This window comes from Pseudobutyrivibrio ruminis HUN009 (genome assembly GCF_000703005.1).
GTDB lineage: Bacteria > Bacillota > Clostridia > Lachnospirales > Lachnospiraceae > Pseudobutyrivibrio > Pseudobutyrivibrio ruminis_A.
In genome coordinates this window covers 235667-256176 of the sequence record NZ_JNLH01000001.1, presented here as the reverse complement: position 1 = coordinate 256176, position 20510 = coordinate 235667, and the positions used below count along the sequence as shown (strand labels likewise).

The 20510-nt window shown below is 38.4% G+C and carries 18 protein-coding genes and 2 riboswitches; of the genes, 15 read left to right on the top strand and 3 right to left on the bottom strand.

Going from position 1 to position 20510, the window contains the following annotated elements:
- The first annotated feature begins 87 nt into the window (after positions 1-87).
- The 3 genes from BO15_RS12960 to BO15_RS0101175 all read left to right on the top strand — a co-directional run bounded on the left by BO15_RS12960 (position 88) and on the right by BO15_RS0101175 (position 3871).
- A complete protein-coding gene (locus BO15_RS12960; protein WP_052169699.1) occupies positions 88-1377 on the top strand; it encodes a diguanylate cyclase domain-containing protein in 1290 nt (429 codons plus the stop codon).
- A gap of 522 nt (positions 1378-1899) precedes the next feature.
- Positions 1900-2262 carry a VOC family protein gene (locus BO15_RS0101180; protein WP_033151694.1) on the top strand — a complete coding sequence of 121 codons (363 nt, stop codon included), beginning with the start codon at positions 1900-1902 and terminating at the stop codon, positions 2260-2262.
- Between the two features lie 73 nt (positions 2263-2335).
- Positions 2336-3871, top strand: coding sequence for an amino acid carrier protein (locus BO15_RS0101175; RefSeq protein ID WP_330371992.1), 1536 nt, complete (start codon positions 2336-2338; stop codon positions 3869-3871).
- A gap of 79 nt (positions 3872-3950) precedes the next feature.
- Here BO15_RS0101175 and BO15_RS0101170 read toward each other — a convergent pair whose 3' ends face one another.
- On the bottom strand, positions 3951-4688 hold the full coding sequence (locus BO15_RS0101170; RefSeq protein ID WP_242843741.1) for a hypothetical protein: 738 nt from the start codon (positions 4686-4688) through the stop codon (positions 3951-3953).
- 240 nt (positions 4689-4928) lie between these two features.
- Here BO15_RS0101170 and ispE point away from each other — a divergent pair, with 240 nt between their 5' ends.
- Genes ispE through BO15_RS0101155 form a run of 3 tightly spaced genes read left to right on the top strand, consistent with a single transcriptional unit; the run spans position 4929 to position 6946 of the window.
- A complete protein-coding gene (gene ispE, locus BO15_RS0101165; RefSeq protein WP_033151692.1) occupies positions 4929-5804 on the top strand; it encodes a 4-(cytidine 5'-diphospho)-2-C-methyl-D-erythritol kinase in 876 nt (291 codons plus the stop codon).
- Between the two features lie 36 nt (positions 5805-5840).
- Complete coding sequence (locus tag BO15_RS0101160) at positions 5841-6515, top strand: GntR family transcriptional regulator (RefSeq protein WP_033151691.1); 675 nt, start codon at positions 5841-5843, stop codon at positions 6513-6515.
- A 14-nt stretch (positions 6516-6529) separates the two neighbouring features.
- Complete coding sequence (locus BO15_RS0101155; protein WP_033151690.1) at positions 6530-6946, top strand: DUF1934 domain-containing protein; 417 nt, start codon at positions 6530-6532, stop codon at positions 6944-6946.
- Positions 6947-6987: 41 nt separating this feature from the next.
- Here BO15_RS0101155 and thiT read toward each other — a convergent pair whose 3' ends face one another.
- The gene (gene thiT, locus BO15_RS0101150) at positions 6988-7554 is read right to left on the bottom strand and encodes an energy-coupled thiamine transporter ThiT (RefSeq protein ID WP_033151688.1); all 567 of its coding nucleotides are present in this window, start codon (positions 7552-7554) and stop codon (positions 6988-6990) included.
- Positions 7555-7586: 32 nt separating this feature from the next.
- Positions 7587-7683: riboswitch (TPP riboswitch) on the bottom strand.
- Between the two features lie 126 nt (positions 7684-7809).
- Here thiT and hflX point away from each other — a divergent pair.
- The 4 genes from hflX to BO15_RS0101130 all read left to right on the top strand — a co-directional run bounded on the left by hflX (position 7810) and on the right by BO15_RS0101130 (position 13965).
- A complete protein-coding gene (gene hflX / locus BO15_RS0101145) occupies positions 7810-9042 on the top strand; it encodes a GTPase HflX (protein ID WP_033151687.1) in 1233 nt (410 codons plus the stop codon).
- A 139-nt stretch (positions 9043-9181) separates the two neighbouring features.
- A complete protein-coding gene (locus BO15_RS0101140) occupies positions 9182-10801 on the top strand; it encodes a Na/Pi cotransporter family protein (RefSeq protein WP_033151686.1) in 1620 nt (539 codons plus the stop codon).
- 508 nt (positions 10802-11309) lie between these two features.
- A riboswitch (FMN riboswitch) is annotated at positions 11310-11439 on the top strand.
- A 109-nt stretch (positions 11440-11548) separates the two neighbouring features.
- A complete protein-coding gene (locus tag BO15_RS0101135; protein WP_242843740.1) occupies positions 11549-12184 on the top strand; it encodes an ECF transporter S component in 636 nt (211 codons plus the stop codon).
- 107 nt (positions 12185-12291) lie between these two features.
- Positions 12292-13965, top strand: coding sequence for an SGNH/GDSL hydrolase family protein (locus BO15_RS0101130; protein WP_033151684.1), 1674 nt, complete (start codon positions 12292-12294; stop codon positions 13963-13965).
- Positions 13966-13971: 6 nt separating this feature from the next.
- Here the strand turns inward: BO15_RS0101130 and BO15_RS0101125 are convergent, their stop codons facing one another.
- Entirely contained in the window at positions 13972-15645 is a 1674-nt protein-coding gene (locus tag BO15_RS0101125; RefSeq protein ID WP_033151683.1) for a GGDEF domain-containing protein, read from the bottom strand.
- Between the two features lie 149 nt (positions 15646-15794).
- Here BO15_RS0101125 and BO15_RS0101120 point away from each other — a divergent pair, with 149 nt between their 5' ends.
- The 5 genes from BO15_RS0101120 to BO15_RS0101100 all read left to right on the top strand — a co-directional run bounded on the left by BO15_RS0101120 (position 15795) and on the right by BO15_RS0101100 (position 20502).
- Entirely contained in the window at positions 15795-17486 is a 1692-nt protein-coding gene (locus BO15_RS0101120; protein ID WP_052169698.1) for a methyl-accepting chemotaxis protein, read from the top strand.
- A gap of 181 nt (positions 17487-17667) precedes the next feature.
- Positions 17668-17892, top strand: coding sequence for an acyl carrier protein (locus BO15_RS0101115; RefSeq protein ID WP_330371737.1), 225 nt, complete (start codon positions 17668-17670; stop codon positions 17890-17892).
- Positions 17893-17894: 2 nt separating this feature from the next.
- Positions 17895-18341, top strand: a complete 447-nt coding sequence (gene accB, locus BO15_RS0101110; protein WP_033151681.1) for an acetyl-CoA carboxylase biotin carboxyl carrier protein — start codon at positions 17895-17897, stop codon at positions 18339-18341.
- Positions 18342-18343: 2 nt separating this feature from the next.
- Complete coding sequence (gene accC / locus BO15_RS0101105) at positions 18344-19735, top strand: acetyl-CoA carboxylase biotin carboxylase subunit (RefSeq protein ID WP_033151680.1); 1392 nt, start codon at positions 18344-18346, stop codon at positions 19733-19735.
- A complete protein-coding gene (locus tag BO15_RS0101100; protein ID WP_052169697.1) occupies positions 19732-20502 on the top strand; it encodes an acetyl-CoA carboxylase carboxyltransferase subunit beta in 771 nt (256 codons plus the stop codon). The genes accC and BO15_RS0101100 overlap by 4 nt, the downstream gene beginning before the upstream one ends.
- Positions 20503-20510 lie beyond the last annotated feature (8 nt).

The window sequence follows — 20510 nt, the reverse complement described above, 5'->3', positions numbered from 1 at the left end:
CATGTTTATTCACTGTAATTTCATATTATTTCTCCTGAAAATGAAGTATTATATATTTGACATTGATGTTTTTTAGAGGAGAAAAACATGGTTAAAAGTGATTTTAAAGATAGTTTAAAAAAGCAGATGCTTACAATGACGCTGGTACCAGTAATCTTGCTTACCGTGGCAATTATTGTGACAAGCGTAAGTATTGTAAGAGCGTCAATCACTAATCAAATTAAAGACGAACTTATTCATGATGCAGAATTGATAGGCTTTGTTTTTGATGAATTTTATGTTGGCGATTATAGAATAGAAGAAACAGGCGAAGAAGGGGAAATAGAGATTTATAAGGGCGAACAAAAGCTCAATGGAGAAGACACTCTTATAGCAACCATGTCTGATTTTCTTGATATCGATGTATCTATTTTTATAGAGGACACTAGAATTCTTACAACGCTTCATGATGATGATGGTAACAGTGCTATGGGCACCAAGGCTGCAGCGGTTGTTAAAAATGAAGTTTTGAAAACTGGTGAAAGTGTATTCTATGATAATGTGGTTGTATATGATAAGAAGAGTTTTGCATACTATACAGCCTTAAAGGATGATAAAAATAAAGTCATTGGTATGATTGCTGTATGTCGTTCAGCGGAAGATGTTCAAGAAGAGGTTTTCAAATACGTTCTTCCTATTATTGGCATATGTATTGTGGTAGCAGTCTTCTTTGGATTCATTATGGTTCATGAAGGCAATAAGCTGGCAGGTAGAATTTTTAAAATGGACAAATACATGAACCGCCTTGCAAGTGGAGAATTTGATTTTGAAATGCCACGAGAACTCATAGCAAAAGATGATGAAATAAAGCATCTTGCCACAGATGGAAAACGCATGGCAGGGGCATTGAAAAAGCTTGTAGAATATGATGCTCTTACCGAGTTAAATAATCGTCGCTCCGCTGATAAGAAGCTTGAGGACATCAGAGTGAAGGCAGTAGAAATGGGAAACAAGTACTGCGTATGTATTTCAGATATAGATTTCTTTAAAAAGGTTAATGACACCTATGGACATGAAATGGGTGATGTGATTCTTAAATCAGTAGCAGACAAACTGAAGGCCGGCATGGTTGGCAAAGGTTTTTCAGCCCGCTGGGGTGGCGAGGAGTTCTTGCTTATTTTTGAAAACCGTGAGTTGGATATAGCAAAAAGAGAGCTTTCTATGATTATGGATGAGGTTCGCACTATTTATATTCCAGACACAGATCGTCAAATCACTATGAGCTTTGGCCTTACCGCCCTTGTCCCAGGTGAAACCACAGATGAAACCTTGAAGCGCGCCGATGACAATCTATATGAAGCCAAGGAAACAGGCCGTAATCAGATTATATGTAGGTAGTGATGGGCCTTGTTTAAGTGTAGAATATTGATTTTGGTTATTCACTTTACAGCTTTGACTCAGCTATGGGAGCTTTAGTGGAGTTTTTGGGGAGCTTTAGTGGAGCTTTGTTAAGTGGGAATTATAAAATCCTGGTTTTCACTTAAAATTGGAGAGGTGTGTTAAGTGAAATACGTAATTTTTGAATTATCACTTAAAAAATCAATGCATTTGTCTCAAAGTATTTAGATAAGTTAAGTGAAATGTGTAATGCTGAAAATAAACTTAACAAAAAGTTAAGTGTGAAATGAGACTTTTATTTTTCACTTAAGTGACTAAAGAATTTTAGACAAAAATATAAGTGAAAATAATATTTTCCAAAATAAACTTAACCGGCAGTTAGAGTTTTAAGTGGAAAAGTTTACTTTTATAAATTCACTTAACAATTTGGGGCCAAGTAGGGAAATCAAGTTAAGTGAAATTTTAAAACAAGAAAATAAACTTAACTGCAATATATTAAATGTAAAAAGGGTGCTAGATATTATGAAATTAAGAAACGTACTCATAGTAGTAAAAGACATAGAAGCTTCAAAGAAGTACTATCATGATTTGTTTGGACTGGATATGCTTCTAGATAATGATGGAAATATGATTCTGACAGAAGGCTTGGTTCTTCAGGATGAGAAGATATGGAACAGTTTTATTAATAAGGACATAGTTCATAGAAACAATTCCTGCGAACTATATTTTGAAGAAAGGGATATTGAGGCTTTTATTGAAAAGCTGGAAAAGTTGTATCCTGATACTATATATGTAAATAAGTTAATGACACATAGTTGGGGACAAAAGGTTGTGCGTTTTTATGATCTAGATGGCAATTTGATTGAGGTTGGCACACCAATGTAGATAATTATATACATAGACTTGACTATTGTTGTATAGAGATAAAAAAGATATTATGTAACTATAGGGAGGATAAATGATGGAAACAATTTTAAATATCATTACCACTGTCTGTGGCAAAATACAGGTAGTGTCCGATTTATTCTGGGATTTCCCAACAAATTTTGAGTGGTATGCAAATATACCTATTCTGGGCAACTTTTCACTGGCAATTATTCTTTTGATTGGTTCAGGAATCTATTTTTCAATCAGACTAAAGTTTATTCAGGTCAGAAAGTTTAAGAGAGGAATAGAAGTTTTAAAGACCAGCAAGGCAAAGACTGGTATTTCACCACTTGCTTCTTTCTTCCTTTCAACTGCTATGCGAGTAGGACCTGGAAATATCCTTGGTGTTACAGGAGCTGTTTCAGTAGGCGGTCCTGGCGCACTTCTTTGGATGTGGATTTCTGCATTCTTTGGAATGTCTACAGCATTTGTAGAGTCTACACTTTCTCAGATTTTTAAAGAGAGAAAAGATGATGAATATGTAGGTGGTATGGCCTTCTATGGACGCAGACTTATAAAGAATTCTGCAATAGTTGGTGTTGTATTATCACTTATGTATATTATTTATGCATTGCTTTGCTTCCCAGCACAGGGATTTAACACAGTCTCTGCAATGGGGCAGATAGCAAGTATCGTTAGCGGACAGGAGCTTCCAACCACACATGCTGTATATTGGATTGGCTTTGTAATCGTTATCATTGCAACTATCTCAGTTTCATTTGGTGGAACAAAAAAGATTTCAAAGGTTACTGATGTACTTGTTCCAATCATGGCAATTGTTTATGTGTTAACTGTTGTAATACTTATTGTCATTAACTTTACAAGAATTCCATGGTTCTTCTACGCAGTATTTACAGAGGCTTTCAAGCCAGAAGCAGTTTTTGGCGGAGCATTTGGAATTGCACTTATGCAGGGTGTAAAGCGTGGACTTATGTCTAATGAGGCAGGTCAAGGTACAATAACAATGCCAGCAGCTGCTTCAGATGCAAAGCATCCATGTGACCAGGGCTGTGTTCAGGCAATAGGAGTTTTCCTTGATACAATTGTTATTTGTACACTCACAGGCTTTGTCGTAATCATGGGTCGTGTATGGCTTACAGATGCAGGTGAAGCATGGTTCGAGCTTGGCAAGCTTCCAAAGTATCTTGCCTCAGCAGCAGAGCTTACACCAGGCACAGCATTCAACGTAGTAGTAACCCTTCTTATTTCACTTTGCTTTGGACTTTTTGCATTCACTTGCTTGTTAGGCTTCATGTCCTTCTCAGAAATCTGTGCAAACAGAATCAGCAGAAGCAAGGTGTTTATAAATGTAATTCGTATACTTGATATTATTGTTATCTGCTTTGGTATGCTTACATCAATCGTAGGAATGGACTTAGGTGCCCTTTGGGATTTATCAGATTTTGCAAACATTCTGATTGCATACTGCAACATTCCACTTTTATACATTGGATTTAAGTATGTAAAAAAAGCCCAGATACATTACGAAAAAGGAGATGGCACACCATTCACATCAGATGTTGTTGGCATTGATGTAAAGGTTTGGGATGAGAGAGCTAAACAATAGAATATAATTTATGTAAAAGGTACATTAAAAAAGGCTGGTCATTTTGACCAGCCTTGATTTATTTAATTTTAAGATTGTTTTAGGTCTCTATATATGTAGATGAGCTTACAGTGGAAATGTTTTCCATATATGTGATGGATGTTCCGCCTGTCGATCCTGAGCCTGAATTCGAAGAATTATTGCCTGATTTGTAGGCGCCATTCTTCCACTGCTCAAATTTATCTAATACAGCATCGTAAGTCTTAGAAGAGATGTCTGGTAAATCCTTGCCCCAAGTTCCAGTTGCCTGCTCGTAGCCCTTCTTGAAAGCATCTAAGAGCATGTCAGCCTTTGATGTATCTCCGCCAGAAAGTGCGATAGCAAAATCTACAATTCTATCAGATGTCTGGTTAACTCCCCAGTATCCATCTTCGGAAATATCTTCCTTTGCCTTTGCAATTGTTTCTTCGTCTGCTGTGAATTTACCTTCTGCAAGGAATTTCCACATATCATCCTGAGTAGCAATAGCAAATGTGCTTCCCTGACCATTAATTGTCTTCATAACAATATCTAAAAGATTGTTAATCATCTTTTCCTGGTCAGCTTTCAACTGCTGAATAAGAGCAGTTCTATCTGTCTTTTTGTAGTTGTCTGTTGTTAGTGATTGTTCATCAGATTTTTCATAAACAGCAGCTTCATCAGAAAACTTTGATGCGCTGACTTCCTGTTTTGATGCATTGAATTCAAGTGTTTCTGTAACCGAACCATCAGAATTTGTAGTCTTAGAATAGGTACCTGCTATATTAGAAGATACGCTGTTTAATGTGCTTAACTCCATAATAATAACCTCCTTGTTACTGTGGCCATGAATAAAAAAAACCATATGGAAATCCTTTTCCTATTCTTATTATCGGATGCTAATTGAGAAATATTTATTATTAGATTGTATTTATTTTAATACAAAATTCTTGTAAAAGTGTGGTATCTTTGTTAAAATTTATTAGGATTGAATACAAAGAACAATCAAGTACAAAATACACACAAGTACAAATTTTAATGGAGTAGTAATTTCTTTTCAATGGACAATATAGATCTTAAAGCATTAGCAAAAATAAATATCGGACTTGATGTTACAGGAATCAGGGACGATGGATATCATGAAGTAAGAATGATTATGCAGACAGTCAATCTTTTTGACAAGGTCAGCATTAAGAAGCAGGAGGGGAATGCTGTTACCATGAGCACCAATCTTCGCTTCCTTCCTGTTAACGATGACAATCTTTGCATTAAGGCAGCAAAGCTTCTAATGGAAGAATTTGATATACACACTGGTGTGCATATCAGCCTGGAAAAGCATATCCCTGTTGCGGCAGGCATGGCAGGCGGTTCCACAGATGCAGCGGCTGTAATGTTTGGAATAAATAAACTATTTGATTTGAATCTCAGCAGAAAAGATTTGATGGAGCGAGGCGTGAAAATCGGAGCCGATGTACCATACTGTGTTATGCGCGGTACAGCTTTGGCAGAGGGAATTGGAGAGGTGCTCACACCACTTTCACCAATGGTGAAGTGCCCAGTGCTTATTGCAAAGCCAGGTATTTCAGTTTCTACAAAGCAGGTATATGAATCTTTGGATTCATGCTTTGACAATGTTAAGCATCCAGACATCGATCAGCTGATTTCAGATATTAAAAATCAGGATTTACATGCCATTTGCAACCACATGGGAAATGTACTTGAAGAGGTTACAATTCCACTACATCCAGTTATTGCTGATATAAAGAAAATCATGCTGGATCATGGAGCAGTTGGCGCAATGATGAGTGGTAGTGGTCCTACTGTATTTGGCTTTTTTGAAGACAACAAAACAGCAAAGGCAGCCAAGGAGGCACTTACTGAGAGCAAGCTAGTAAAGCAGCTTTATCTCACAACACTTTTTAACAACAAGTATTAATTAGTTTCACACATGAAATAAGGAGATTTAAACAGAATGACTGAAAATCTTACACTTCAAATGGATGATTATTTACCACTTCGCGATGTGGTGTTTAACACCCTGCGCGAAGCTATTCTTAAGGGCGAACTAAAGCCAGGTGAGAGGCTAATGGAAATGCATTTAGCCACAAAGCTTGGAGTTAGCCGTACACCTATCAGAGAAGCAATTAGAATGCTTGAGCATGAGGGGCTTGCTGTTACTATTCCTCGCAAGGGCGCCCAGGTTGCTAAAATGACAGAAAAAGATTTACAGGATGTACTTGAAGTAAGAGATGCACTTGATGCTCTTGCTGTGGTATGTGCCTGTGAAAGAATGACAGATGCTCAGTTTGTAGAGCTTAAGGAAGCTATGAAAGCATTTGAGGCAGCTACCAGAACTGACGATGTTCGTAAAATTGTGGAGGCTGATGAGGCATTCCATGATGTGATTTATGCAGCAGCTGCAAATCCAAAGCTTGAAAATATCATCAATTCGGCAAGGGAGCAGATGTACAGATATCGTTACGAGTATGTAAAGAATCCATCTGTTTACGCGCAGCTTATATCTGAACATAAATCTATCATTGACGGTTTCGACAGAAGAGATGTAGATTTCCTGAAGGATATAATGCATGTTCATTTGTCAAATCAGATAAATGCTGTTCGTGAATTAATTAGAGAACAAAAATAGATTGGAAATAAATAATGACAGGAACAAAATGTAATATTAAACTTTGCTCCAAGCAAAAGATGGGCCACGAATCAGAGACTACAAATGAGGAGTATGTGGGTTCATTTATTGATAGAGGTAGTAAGCGATACCTTTCCTATAGCCGAGTTATGCCAGAGGGTCAAAAGGTAGATTGTCTAATAAGCTTTGAACACAACAAGCTTACATTGACTCAAAAAGGAGACATTCAATCAAAGCTTGAGTTTACCCCAGGGGCTCGCACTAGAAATGCTTACAATACACCAATGGGCATGATGACTATTGTGGTTCACACAAAGCGTCTTGTAATCGAGCAAAAGGATACCGAAATCAATCTTTTAATTGATTACGATTTGGAAGCCGGTGGGGAACCTATCAATACAGTAATAGAAATTAAAGCAACGTTAGAATAAAAATGCGCCAGGGATTAACCTTGGCGCATTTGTTTTATATATTATTCAGTAGCCATATTTTTAAGTCTGTTCATAACATCTCTTACTGGTGGAATGAAAAGAATGATGAGTGTTACAGCAGCCTCAGCAAAGATGTAGATTGCGTTGTAAGCAAGTGAGTAAGCTAGTGGATTCCATCCTTCCCAAGCCCATTCACCAAAGAATATCCATCCTGAGATTACCGCAAATACGTAGCGTCCTAAAACAGCTGCGATGTAACCTTTGATAAGACCATATTTAGAATCCTTGAAGAATCCAGATAATCCAAGAGCACCAAAGGCGAGTATGTAATCAACAATAACCTGTGCTGGGAAAAGAATGTAAGGATCAACAATGAGGTTTAGCAATCCATAGGCAACACCTGTGATAATTCCAACAATAGGACCAAACCAAAAACCAGGAAGGCATGCAACGAGCATTGAAAGTAATGTAATTGAGCCGCCAGTTGGGAATTTAAATACCTTAATATTAGACAAAACAAAAGCAAGTGCCATAGAAGCAGCACAAAAAGCAAGTTGCTTTGCAGAAAATGTGATTTTTGTTTTTTCGTTAGACATGTGATTAATCATTAAAAAAATCTCCCTTCATACATCAATGCTAGGAGATTCGTCTATCGCTTCCTTACGCTGGTATTATCCAGTTCAAGTATTAAGGGTCGGTGCAAGCACCTCTCAGCATATGCGCCCCTAGCAAAATATTTAATTCGATATAAAAATATCACTTGCGGGGAATATAGTCAATGAGAAAATAACAATTAAATTGCAGTAAATAAAACAACATTGTAGAATGTAACTATAAGAGATTTTGAAAAGATAGGATTTTAAATGGTAAATACAGAAAAGATTATAGAAAGAGTAATACTTGTATCAGTTAATGAAGGGGACGAGGTAGAGGCTAAGGATTCTCTTCATGAGCTTGCAGAGCTTTGTGAAACCGCCGGTGCTCAGGTTGTGGGCGAAATCATGCAGAATCTGGAGCGTAGAAACCCAGGCACATATGTGGGCTCTGGCAAGGTTGAGGAAATCGCAGATTTAATCTGGGAGACAGAGGCTACAGGTATTGTTTGCGATGATGAATTAACACCAGCACAGATGCGCAATCTTGCTGATGCTTTAGATACAAAGGTCATGGATAGAACACTTATTATCCTTGATATTTTTGCTGCCCGTGCAGGTACAGCAGAGGGAAAGATTCAGGTTGAGCTGGCACAGCTTAGATACGAGATGACTCGATTGACTGGCTTTGGCAAAAACATGTCTCGTGTGGGTGGTACTGCAGCAGGTGGCGGTGGTGCTATCGGAACACGTGGCCCTGGTGAGAAAAAGCTGGAGATGGATAAGCGTCTTATTGCAGGTCGCATTACTCAGCTGAAAAAAGAGTTAAATGATGTGGTAAATCATCGTGAGCTTACACGTTCAAAACGCCAGAGAAATGGCGTGCCTGTAGCGGCTATTGTTGGTTACACAAATGCAGGCAAATCATCACTTTTAAATAAACTTACAGATGCAAACATCCTTGAGTGGGATGCTCTTTTTGCGACCCTTGATCCAACCACTCGTGAGCTCCTTTTGGACAATGATCAAAAGATTCTGCTCACAGATACAGTAGGATTCATCAGAAAGCTTCCTCATCATTTGGTGGATGCTTTCAAGAGTACATTGGAAGAAGCTAAATATGCAGATTTCATAATTCATGTGGTGGATGTTAGCAATCCGCAGATGGACCGTCAGATGGAAATCGTATATGAGACTTTGGACAAATTAGGAGTTAGCGACAAACCTGTTCTTACTATTTTTAATAAAGTAGATAAGCTTGAGGATGAGCTGGATTATCACGATTTAAGAGCAGACTACACAGTACATACTTCAATTAAGACAGGAAAAGGCCTGGATAAAGTAAGAGAAATCCTTGCTACTTTGATGCGTGGAAATAAGGAATATATAGAGCGATTGGTGCCTTACACAGAAGCTGGAAGTATTGCAAAGATTAGAGAGACAGGTGAACTTATTTCCGAGGAATATCGTGAAGACGGTATTTTTATCAAGGCTTATATCTGAATTTACACAAATTTTACTTGTATCATAGAAAATACTTAGACAATGGCATTCTAACATGTTATGATTATCAAGGACTAAAAAAAGAAGGATTAAGGATTTTACTTTTCGTGAAGGAAAAGTACGGTAGAAGGAGAAAATAATGACTTTAGCAGAGATATTATCACTTCTTGGTGGAGTGGGTCTATTTCTTTTCGGAATGTCGATTATGTCTACAGGCTTAAAAAACAGCTGTGGAGATAATCTTCAGGTTATTCTAGAGAAGGCTACTACAAACAAATTTGTAGCAGTCATCGTTGGTATAGCTATGACAGTATTGGTTCAGAGTTCATCTGCAACCGATGTTATGGTTATTGGTTTTGTAAATTCAGGTATGATGGCGCTTTCACAGGCCATCGGCGTTATCTTAGGTGCCAATATCGGTACAACAATCACAGCACAGATTACAGCTTTTAATATTGCTACATTTACACCATTCATTTTGTTTATTGGTGCAGTAATGTATCTTTTCATGAAGAGAGATATTGTTAAGCATTTAGGCTCTTTCTTTATGGGATTCGGTATGCTCTTCCAGGGTATCACAATCATGAAAGCATCCATTGCACCACTTGCAAATTCAGTAATGTTTAAGAACTTCCTTGCTGGATTAACAAATCCATTTGTAGCTCTTGTATTTGGTATTGCATTCACAGCATTACTTCAGAGCTCATCATCTGCAACAGTTATCTTCCAGACATTCGTCGTGCAGGGAATATTGGACTACGATGTAGCAGTTTACTTGATTATTGGTGCAGCCATTGGTTCAGTTACACCAAACCTTTTGGCATCCCTTACAGCCAACAGAAACGGCAAGCGTTCAGCTATTTTGAACCTTTTGTTTAATGTAATAAGAGCAATTGTAATTGTAGTTATTATAAATGTAACACCACTTCTGACATGGATTCAGTCTACATCATCTGATCCAGCCCGTCAGATAGCTAACACACATACAATCTTCGCTATTTTAGCAGTTTGTATTATCTTCCCATTCACTGATTACATTATTAAGCTTACATACATGTTTATTCCAAAGCTTCCAGAGGAGACTCGTGCAGCAGAGGACAGACAGCTTGTATTCATGACTCAGGTTAACAATGTGCCACCAAACATGGCTATTCACCAGGCACAGCTTGAGGCAGCCAGAATGGGTGCTATCGCAGCTGAAAACTTTGAAAAAGCTATCGACTGTTTCTTTGACTACTCACCTGAAAAGGTTGAGGATGTAGAGCAGCGAGAGGAAACAGTTAACATCCTCAACCACGCTATTCAGGATGCAATGGTTAAGCTTCAAACTCTGAACCTTACACCAGCCATGCTTCGCCGTATATCTGCAATCACAATTGCAGTTACAGATATTGAGCGTATTTCTGACCATGCTGAAAACATCATCGAGTATGCAACTCGTATGAAGAATAAAAAGACAAAGCTTTCAAAGAAGGCAGCCAAAGAACTTAAGGAAATGGCTGACAACTCTATGGAAGAGGTTGAGCTTGCCATCGATATTTTCACTTCTGAAAACTACGAGAACCTAGACAAGATTGAAAAGCTTGAAAAGAAAGTAGATAAGCAGGAGAAGCAGCTCATCAACCACCACGTAGAGCGTCTCATGGAGAACAAATGCGAACCTGTTGCCGGTGTAATCTTCTCCGACATGGTTACCGACCTGGAGCGATGTGCCGACCACGCCATCAACATCGCCTACGCACTCAAGGAGCACGCGTAGGAAAGGTATGGGGGAGACGGACAATGGAGTTTACATAATCATCTAGTCTTAACTAGTCTTTGTATTATTACTTTTGCTACTACATTCACTAAGTAAAACTAAAAAAGAGATATTTGTATGTATTGGCACCGTGGCACATTCAACATCGTGTTTCAAGTGACCACTGCTGCCGCCATCCTAGCGGCAGCTGCCAATCCATATCAAATATCTCTTTTTGTTTTACTAAGCTCCTTCCAAAGCAAATAGTAATAAATACAAAGCTAGTTTAAGACAGATGATTACTTAGAATAGTGTTTGTCCGTCTCTCCCATACCTAAAAGCGGTAGGGAAATATCTACACTTTCAGGCCACGGGAGGAGCCAACTTGTAGACAGCAAGCTCTACTAATTCTCAAGCGAATAATATATGAGCGGAGAATTCAGTAGGCTTGTAGGCGTAACAAGTTGGCGGTCCCCAAATAGGGGTTGCACTGCGGGGGAAAGTGTAGTATATTGTACTCAATTAAATAGGAAATCTTCAGGGCAAGGTGCGAAAACGGTGGTTTTCAATTCCTGACCGGCGGTAAAGTCCGCGAGCCTTAGGGCCGAACTGGTGAGATTCCAGTACCGACAGTATAGTCTGGATGAAAGAAGAAACGATATAGTAGTTAAGCCCTGAGAGTAATCTCAGGGCTATTATATTGTGTACAATTAATTTTTGGAGACTTCCTAAATTTTAATAATATTTTATTTTTAGGAGGATTGAATTATGGATTCAACACAAATGACAGGACAAGGAGTAGGTAACAAGGTGCAGAGCAGAGTAAATGTAAGGAATATGACAGTGACAGCAATGCTTTCGGCAGCAGCTTTTGTATTGATGTTTTTAGATACTGCTATTCCTCTTATGCCAAACTTTATTAAGCTTGATTTATCTGAGCTTCCAGCGCTCATTGCTTCTTTTGCATTGGGACCAGTATGGGGCGTTATCGTTTGTCTTATTAAGAATCTGCTTCATTTAACAATGACACAGACTGGTGGTGTAGGCGAACTTTCAAACTTCATTTTGGGAGCAAGCTTTGTGCTTCCAGCAGGTTTGATTTATCACAGAAAAAAGACAAAGGGGCGTGCGATTGTAGGAGCTGTTGTTGGTGCTTTGATTATGGGTGCAATTAGCTTCCCATCAAACCTTTTTATTGTTTATCCAGTGTATTACAACTTTATGTCAAAGGAAGCAATCATCGCAGCATATCAGGTAGTTGCTCCATTTGCAAAGATTAGTTCAATTGAGCAGTGCTTGTTATTCTTCAATGTACCATTTACATTTGTAAAGGGCATGATTTCAGCAATCATTACGATTTTAATCTATCAGCCACTTAGACCACTTCTTAAGGGCAATAATTAATAACTAGAAATAGCAATTTATCCCACATTCATCGCAAATTTTGTGTAGATGATGTGGGATTTTTTTTATACCATAAAATAAAAGTAAGGTAAGGAGAGTGGGGGAATATGGTTAAAGCACCAACAGATCCAGAAAAGAACAGGGGATTTTTCTTCACTATGAAGGAAAAAGAGTTTTATGGAAAGAGAACGGAGCTTTATCAGGATGCATGTAGATTGCCAAATAGTGCGGAAGTGACAGGAAACGTGCATGATAAAGAGATGCTAAAGCTTCTTGAAACAGTAGATGGTTTTAAAAAGCTTGTACATAGTATTGGTGTTTCAATTGAAATGGAGGACAAGAACCAATCTATAGATTTTAGATTTCAATTCTATGGCAAAAAGGACCAGTACGGTGGAGGAGCAAATATTTATGCAACCATTCCAGCTGATGGTTCTGAGCAGAGATTGTACTTAAAGGATGTGGAATGGACTGAGGATGACAATGTGCCAGGTCAGATTATTCTTACATCGGAGGATGAAAAGGCTAGAGGCTTTATTACAATGCGTCTGTATTTAAATGACGGTTTTGAGGCGCCGGAGCAGGAGGAGGAATCTCCTGTAGATGTGGATTCAAAAGAGTATAAGGATATGATTTCAAATTCTCTGATGCAGACTGGAAATACGAAGCGCATTGGGAAACTTATCGAAAAAGCGAAAGCCGGCAAGGATGTGACAATTGCCTATATCGGCGGTTCAATCACACAGGGAGCAGGCGCCACTCCTATAAACACAGAGTGTTATGCTTATAAGTCTTTTGTAGGCTTTAAGAAGCTTCTGGGGGATGGGGATAATATTCATTATGTAAAAGCCGGTGTTGGTGGTACTCCATCTGAGCTTGGTATGTTACGATTTGATAGAGATGTTACCAATGATGGAAAGATAAAGCCGGACCTTGTAATCGTTGAATTTGCTGTAAATGATGAAGGGGATGAGACACAGGGCGACTGCTATGAGAGTCTTGTAAGAAAGATTCTTAAGCTTGATTATGAGCCAGCGGTGATTTTGCTGTTCTCTGTATTTGCAGATGATTTCAATCTTCAGGATAGACTAAAGCCAGTGGGAATTAGATATGAATTGCCTATGGTTAGTATGAAGGATTCTGTGGTTCCTCAGTTTTATGATAGAACTAAGAGAATTATTACAAAGAATCAATTCTTCTATGATATGTTCCACCCAACAAATTTGGGACATACAATTATGGCCGATTGTCTCATAAATCTTATGGAGACTATTATGAAAAAGGCTCCAATAGATAAGGAGTATAATCCTGATTTTGAAGCAAAGCCTGCCATTGGTAATTCATTTGATGATGTGATTTTAGTAGATAAAAAAGATAACACAGATTTGCTTACAATCAATCCAGGCGGATTCGTATATACGGATACAGTCCTTCAGTCCGTTGAGCGTGAACTGGATTTGGAACTGACACCAGAGTTTCCATATAACTGGATGTATGATGGCAGCAAAAATACTGATAACGTATTTACGGTAGATGTGGAATGTAAAGCTCTCGTGGTTATCATGAAGGATACTGGCGAAGTGGATGGTGCTATTGCAAAGGCATATGTGGATGGAGAGTTTGTTAGAGACTTAGATCCATATGTAAACAGATGGTGCCACTGCAATCCATTGATACTGGTAAATCAAAAGACTACAGCGGCACATCATGTTGAGATTCGTGTTGAATCAGATGATATTCGAAATAAATTTACAATCCTTGGATTTGGATTAGTGAAATAGTATCAGTTATTGAGGGGACCGGCGGTCAAAACCGGTTTCCTCATAATATTGCTTTTTATCTTCGTACATTCTTTCATCAGAAAGCTTTGCAAGTGTATCTACAGTTGCATAAGGATCTTCTCGTACAGAGGCATATCCCAAAGAAACCGAAATTCCGTCGATATACTTTCCTCTCCAATGTGAAAGGTAATGTTTTAAATTGAAGAGTCTTCTGTTTAATTCTGTCTCGTTTGCAACTAAAAGAACAGCAAACTCATCGCCGCCCATACGGGCAATAGTACATGTGGAAGAGGTGTTGAAGGCGCGGCGCAAACATTCAGCTGTACCTATTAACAATTCGTCACCGGCATCGTGCCCCAAGGTATCGTTTGTGTATTTTAGTCGGTTTACATCCAATGCCAAATAGGTTAAATCCTTAGGTAGCTTGTGCTTTTCATAATCATCAACTATAGCATAGAAATGGCGGCGATTGCCTAGCTTTGTCATTTCATCGGTGTATGCGTAAACTTTTGCCTGGGCAAATTCTTTTTCTTCACGTACATTCAGTCCAATTCGACGGTAAATCAAGCCAACCTGAACCATAATGAAAATCATTAAATCAATGATAACAACAAGTAAGTAGTTGTAATCGATGTGATTTACATATTGAACCATGGCGATACCGGCAAACAAAAGAAAGATAAAATTAGCAACGGCGATACCGGCACTAACTTGGGCTTTCTTCTCATCCTTTACTGTAGTGAATGAGTAGTAGCCTACCATGCCCATTACAAGCAAATCGATGGCGTGAGCTACATATACAACAGTACCCCATTCAATTGTTCCGATGGTGGCAAGAAAACAGCTTATCACGATAGCAAGGGCGATGATGCCATCTATCATGTTATCCACTTTGCCGATTCGCATGAATAATGATCGGGATAATTCAAAGAACATCATCGGCATTAGAATAAAGGCTATTACATTTAATATTGAAAACCCCGTCATATGGCCCCAAATTACAAATGGAACTCGGGTTTCATTAATAATCCATTGGGCAGATATTATGGAAAAAGCACCGGCGTAGAATAATGCTTCAAATGTAAGCTTTCTAATCAAAGCAGTACGTTTTACTATATAGTATCCGGCAACTATCATTTCTAAAACACCGGTTACCGTAAATACAACAAACAAAATGAGTGAAGGAATGTTTTGCTGCATTTGATGGATGCCATATGAAGAGCGAGTGGTGATAAACCCTTCTGTTAACTGGGAGCCGTAGAGCGAATCCTGCAAATCAATAGTTACAGATATATTGTGCCCGCTATACGAGTATTCCAGTGGTATCCAAATCTCCTTCTGGCCAATATTTGTTTTGTGGCCAAAAAGAAGATTATCTCTGGACTCCAGTATGACATCTCCATCTATAGCTACTTCGAAAGAGTCATAATAAGCTCGCAGAACCAGCATCTGATCCCCATAAACTGTGGGAAGTGTATTGGTTATGGTGAATTCTTCATGATTTCCATAAGGGAATGTAATCACTCTACCATTTACCTTCCAATAATCACTGAAATAAACAGTATTCTCACGATATTCATATTTGACTTCGTTAGAATAGCAAAAACCGAAGCCTATGAATAAAAGAAGAATCAATGTATATATGAATGCTCCAAGTCGTCTAATAAATGATAAATCCATAATTTTCGCTCCTTGTGGAGCATTATATCAACAAAAATAGAACTTTTAATGAACATGTTGTGAAAAATCCCATAATGCAAAATCTTTATTTTATAATAGCGTTAAATGGTAACTGTGTAATATTCTACAGTTCAAAGCGGAGGTAAAAAATGGAGGCTAAAAAAGGATTAAAAAGAGACAAGGCTACAATAGCTGGGCAACTCGGTATTTTCTCAGGATTTACAATCCAAATGTTTTTACTTGTAACTGTTATAATGCTGATATTTTTTGGCTTGGTATTTGCAAATATCTATAGCTTCTATAATGTCCAGTTTGTAACAGAGACATACCAGATGGAAATAAGAAAAGATGTCCAAACAATTAACAAGAGACTTCTTTTTGCACTTGCATCTAGCGATTCTGATGTTACTGCAGCGCAGAAAGAGGACTTGGAGGAAAGATTTCCAAAGATTGAAGGTTATTTCTCAACAATTTCTGCAAATTTGAATAACGAGGAATTGGGAAATCGTCTTACAACAAACTGGAAAGCATTTGAAGATGCATCATATGAGATGCTTGATTTGGTGGAAGCAGGCGATGCCGCTGGTGCATTGGAATATTATAATTCCACATTGAATGAAGTTTCAGAGACTCTTGCTGATTCACTTGATGAAACAGGAACACTTGCGGAAAATGCTGCAGCAGGAAAGTATAAAGCTATTCTGCTCATTATTGTCGCTGGGGTAGTTGTACTTGTAGGTGGACTTATAGTTGTAAGCTCAATCAGCAAGAAGAAGGCTAATACACTTATTAGAACTATCGAAAATGATTTGGCAGTACTTGCGAAGGCTACTGAGGAAATCGCAGAAGGCAATGTACATGTAGAAATTGATTATGAAGCTGATAATGAAATTGGCAAGGTTGTAAATGAATTGAGAACTGCCGTAGACTCATTGTCATTCTATATTGATGAAATCGGAAACAAGATGTCTACAATGGCAAATGGCAATTTCAATATTAGCTTTGAGAAGAATTTTGATGGTGATTTCAGAGCAATTCAGACAGCTATCGAGTCATTCTCTCAGCAGATTTCAGATTCTATGACAGAGATTATGGAAGTATCTGATATGGTATCTGATGGAGCAAATCAGATAGCGGGAGCTGGACAGAACCTTGCAGATACAGTTACATCTCAGGCAAATATCGTAGAAGATTTGTCTGTTACTGTTAACAATATTACAGATCAGATTTCAAGCAATTCAACAGATGCAACACAGATTTCCAAGGAAGTTGAAGTGGTTGCACAGAATATCGTTGAAGGAAACCAGAGAATGCAGGATGTTGTTAATGCTATGGATGCAATTTCAGCATCTTCTCAGGAGATTTCAAAGATTATCGATACTATCAATGCTATTGCTGATCAGACAAACCTTCTTTCTCTTAATGCTTCTATTGAGGCTGCAAGAGCAGGTGAGGCTGGTAAGGGATTTGCAGTAGTTGCTACAGAGGTTTCACAGCTTGCAGGTCAGACTGTAGAAGCTGCACAAAACACAGCAGGTCTTATTAATGCATCACTTCAGAGTGTCCAGGAAGGTATTGCTATTGCCAATGATACAGCTGAGAAGCTTAACGGTATGGTTTCTCAGGTTCAGGGTATTGCAGATAAGGTAAAGACTATTGCAGAGGCATCAAATTCACAGGCTGCTTCTGTAAAGGAAATGTCTGCAAACATTAGTGAAATTTCATCAGTTGGCCAGAACAATGCTGCTACATCTGAAGAATCACTTGCACTTAGCTACGAAATGAATGAACACGCTGATTCATTAAAGGGATTAGTTGAACGCTTTGAACTTAAAAAATAAATAGAAATTTAAATTATCAAGGACGCCTTGTAAAAACAAGGCGTCCTTATTTTTTGAGAAAAATTATCTAAAAGATTTTATAGATTTGTGTTGACTTCTAAATTTTTTTAGATATCATAGGTGGTGGTTAAGATAAAAGATTTTAACTAATTTAATCGAGATAAAAGAAAAGGAGAATATTATGTTTGAAACAGTAAAGGAAGTAATTATTGATACACTTAGCTGCGCAGCAGAGAAAGTTACTATGGAGGCAAATCTATTTGATGATCTTGGTGCTGATTCCCTTGATGCAGTAGAGCTTTCTCTTGCAGTTGAAGAAAAAACAGGTATCACAATTGATGAAGATGCAATGGCTGAAATTAAGACAGTTGCAGATATCGTAAATTACTTAGAGGCACATAAATAATCATGGAATTAAAAGATGTAAAAGAACTTTTGAAGGCATTTGATGAAAGCAATAGTTCTTATCTGTCAGTGGAAATAGACAATACAAAAATAAAGCTGAAAAAGTATTCTGAGCAGAAGGTTATTGTGGAGAATGCCACACAGGTATGTGAACAATTATCACCTGCACATAATAATGATAATGTGGATAACGGCCCAGAAATAGAAATCGATGGTGAACAAGTATTGGCACCTTTGGTAGGAGTTTTTTATGCAGCTCCTTCACCAGAAGAGGATGCTTATGTACAGGTAGGGGATACAGTCAAAAAAGGACAGGTTCTCTGCTTAATTGAAGCCATGAAAATGATGAGTGAAATCACCGCACCAAAGGACGGAGTAATCAAAAAAATCTTTGTAAAGAATCAGGATGTGGTGGAGTTTGAACAGCCACTATTCTTAATAGGAGATTAGTTATGTTTAAGCGTATTTTGATTGCTAATCGTGGTGAGATTGCAGTTCGAATAATCAGAGCTTGTATGGAAATGAATATTGAGTCAGTTGCAGTTTATTCAACTGCTGACAAAGATTCTCTTCATGTGAAGCTTGCTACTAAAAGTATTTGTATTGGTCCAGCCCGAGCAGCAGATAGTTACTTGAATATGGATGCTATTATCACTGCTGCTCAGGTTATGGAATGTGATGCTTTACACCCAGGCTTCGGATTCCTTTCAGAGAATTCTGCATTCGTAAGAAAATGCAACGAGGCTGGAATCACATTTATTGGCCCAACAGCTGATGCAATGGATGCCTTGGGAAATAAGGCAGCAGCACGAAAAATGATGATGAAAGCAGGAGTTCCTGTAGTTCCAGGATCTGATGGTCCAGTTGCGGACTACAGCAAACTAGAAAAAATAGCTAAAAAGATTGGCTATCCTGTTTTGATTAAGGCCAGTGCAGGTGGCGGCGGACGTGGAATGCGTCGTGTCTATAAACCGGAGGATTTGAAAAAGCTTTTCGATGAAGCAAAGGCAGAAACAATGGCTTGCTTCAATGACGATGAAATGTATCTGGAAAAGCTGATTGTAAATCCTAGACACATTGAATTCCAAATTTTAGCAGATGAGCACGGTAATGTGATTCATCTAGGGGAGCGCGACTGTTCAATTCAGCGAAAGAATCAGAAGCTGATTGAAGAAAGTCCATGTATGTATATAAACGAAGACTTACGAAAGTCTATGGGAAAGGCGGCAGTTGCTGCGGCAAAAGCAGCCAACTACACAAATGCTGGTACTGTAGAATTCGTCTTGGATGAAAAGAATCATTACTATTTCATCGAGATGAACACAAGAATTCAAGTGGAACATGGCGTTACCGAAGCCGTTACCGGAATTGACCTTATCAAACAACAGATTAGGATAGCTTTTCATGAGCCATTAAAAATTAGGCAGAAGGATGTAAACATCAAAGGCCACGCCATGGAGTGCAGAATAAATGCAGAAGATCCGGCAAAGAATTTTATGGCTAACACAGGCAAAATTACTTTTTTAAATGTGCCTGGAGGACCTGGAGTCAGAGTGGACACACTTTTGTACAACGGATATGAAACCAGTCCATTTTATGATTCCATGATGGCAAAGATAATTGTTCATGCACCTACGCGACTTGAAACAATCAGACGTATGCGAAGAGCTCTTTTAGAGCTTGTTACAGATGGAATCAAAACAAATGGAGATTTTGATTACCTGTTGTTGCATCACCCTGATTTTATAAAGGGAAATTACAATGTTAGCTTTATCGAGGAGCATTTGGATGAAATCCTATCCTGGGATAAAGCTGCATCAGAATATCCAGAGGATAATGAATGATAAGTGCTGTAGATCAAAGAAAAAACAAATTCAATAGATACAAAGATTTGCGCGAAAACCCAACAGATATGTTGGAGCCAGCCATCAAGCCTGTAAAGGAATATGATGTGTGGGACAGACTTAATGACATTGCAGATGAGGGCACCTTTGAAGAGTTCAAGTTCAGCTTTCCTGAAACAAATCCTCTTGAATTTGAGGGATATGTTGAAAAGAAAGAGGCACTGCGAACAGAGATAAATCTTCATGATGCAATCATCGCAGGTACATGTCAGATTGATGGCTACAAGATTGTGATTGCCATAATGAACAAGAAATTTATGATGGCATCCATGGGAATGGAGCTTGGAGAAATAGTTTGCAGATCTGCTGAATATGCAATGAAAAATAAACTACCACTGATAATATTCACAGCAAGCGGTGGAGCCAGAATGCAGGAAGGAATTCTTAGCCTTATGCAAATGGCGAAAACCAGCGCTGTAATCCAAAAGTTCAAAGAAGCTGGTGGATTATATATTACAGTTCTCACTCATCCAACTACAGGTGGCGTCAGCGCAAGCTTTGCTACTTTAGGAGATATTACTTTAGCTGAACCAGGTGCTCTTATCGGGTTTGCAGGGCCACGAGTTATTGAACAGACAATTGGTCAAAAGCTGCCTGAAGGATTCCAGAGAGCGGAATTTTTGGAAGAGCACGGATTTGTGGATCAGATAGTTAAGCGGGAGGATATGAAAAACACTCTTGGAAAGCTGCTGAAGCTTCACAGTTAAGGAGGAAT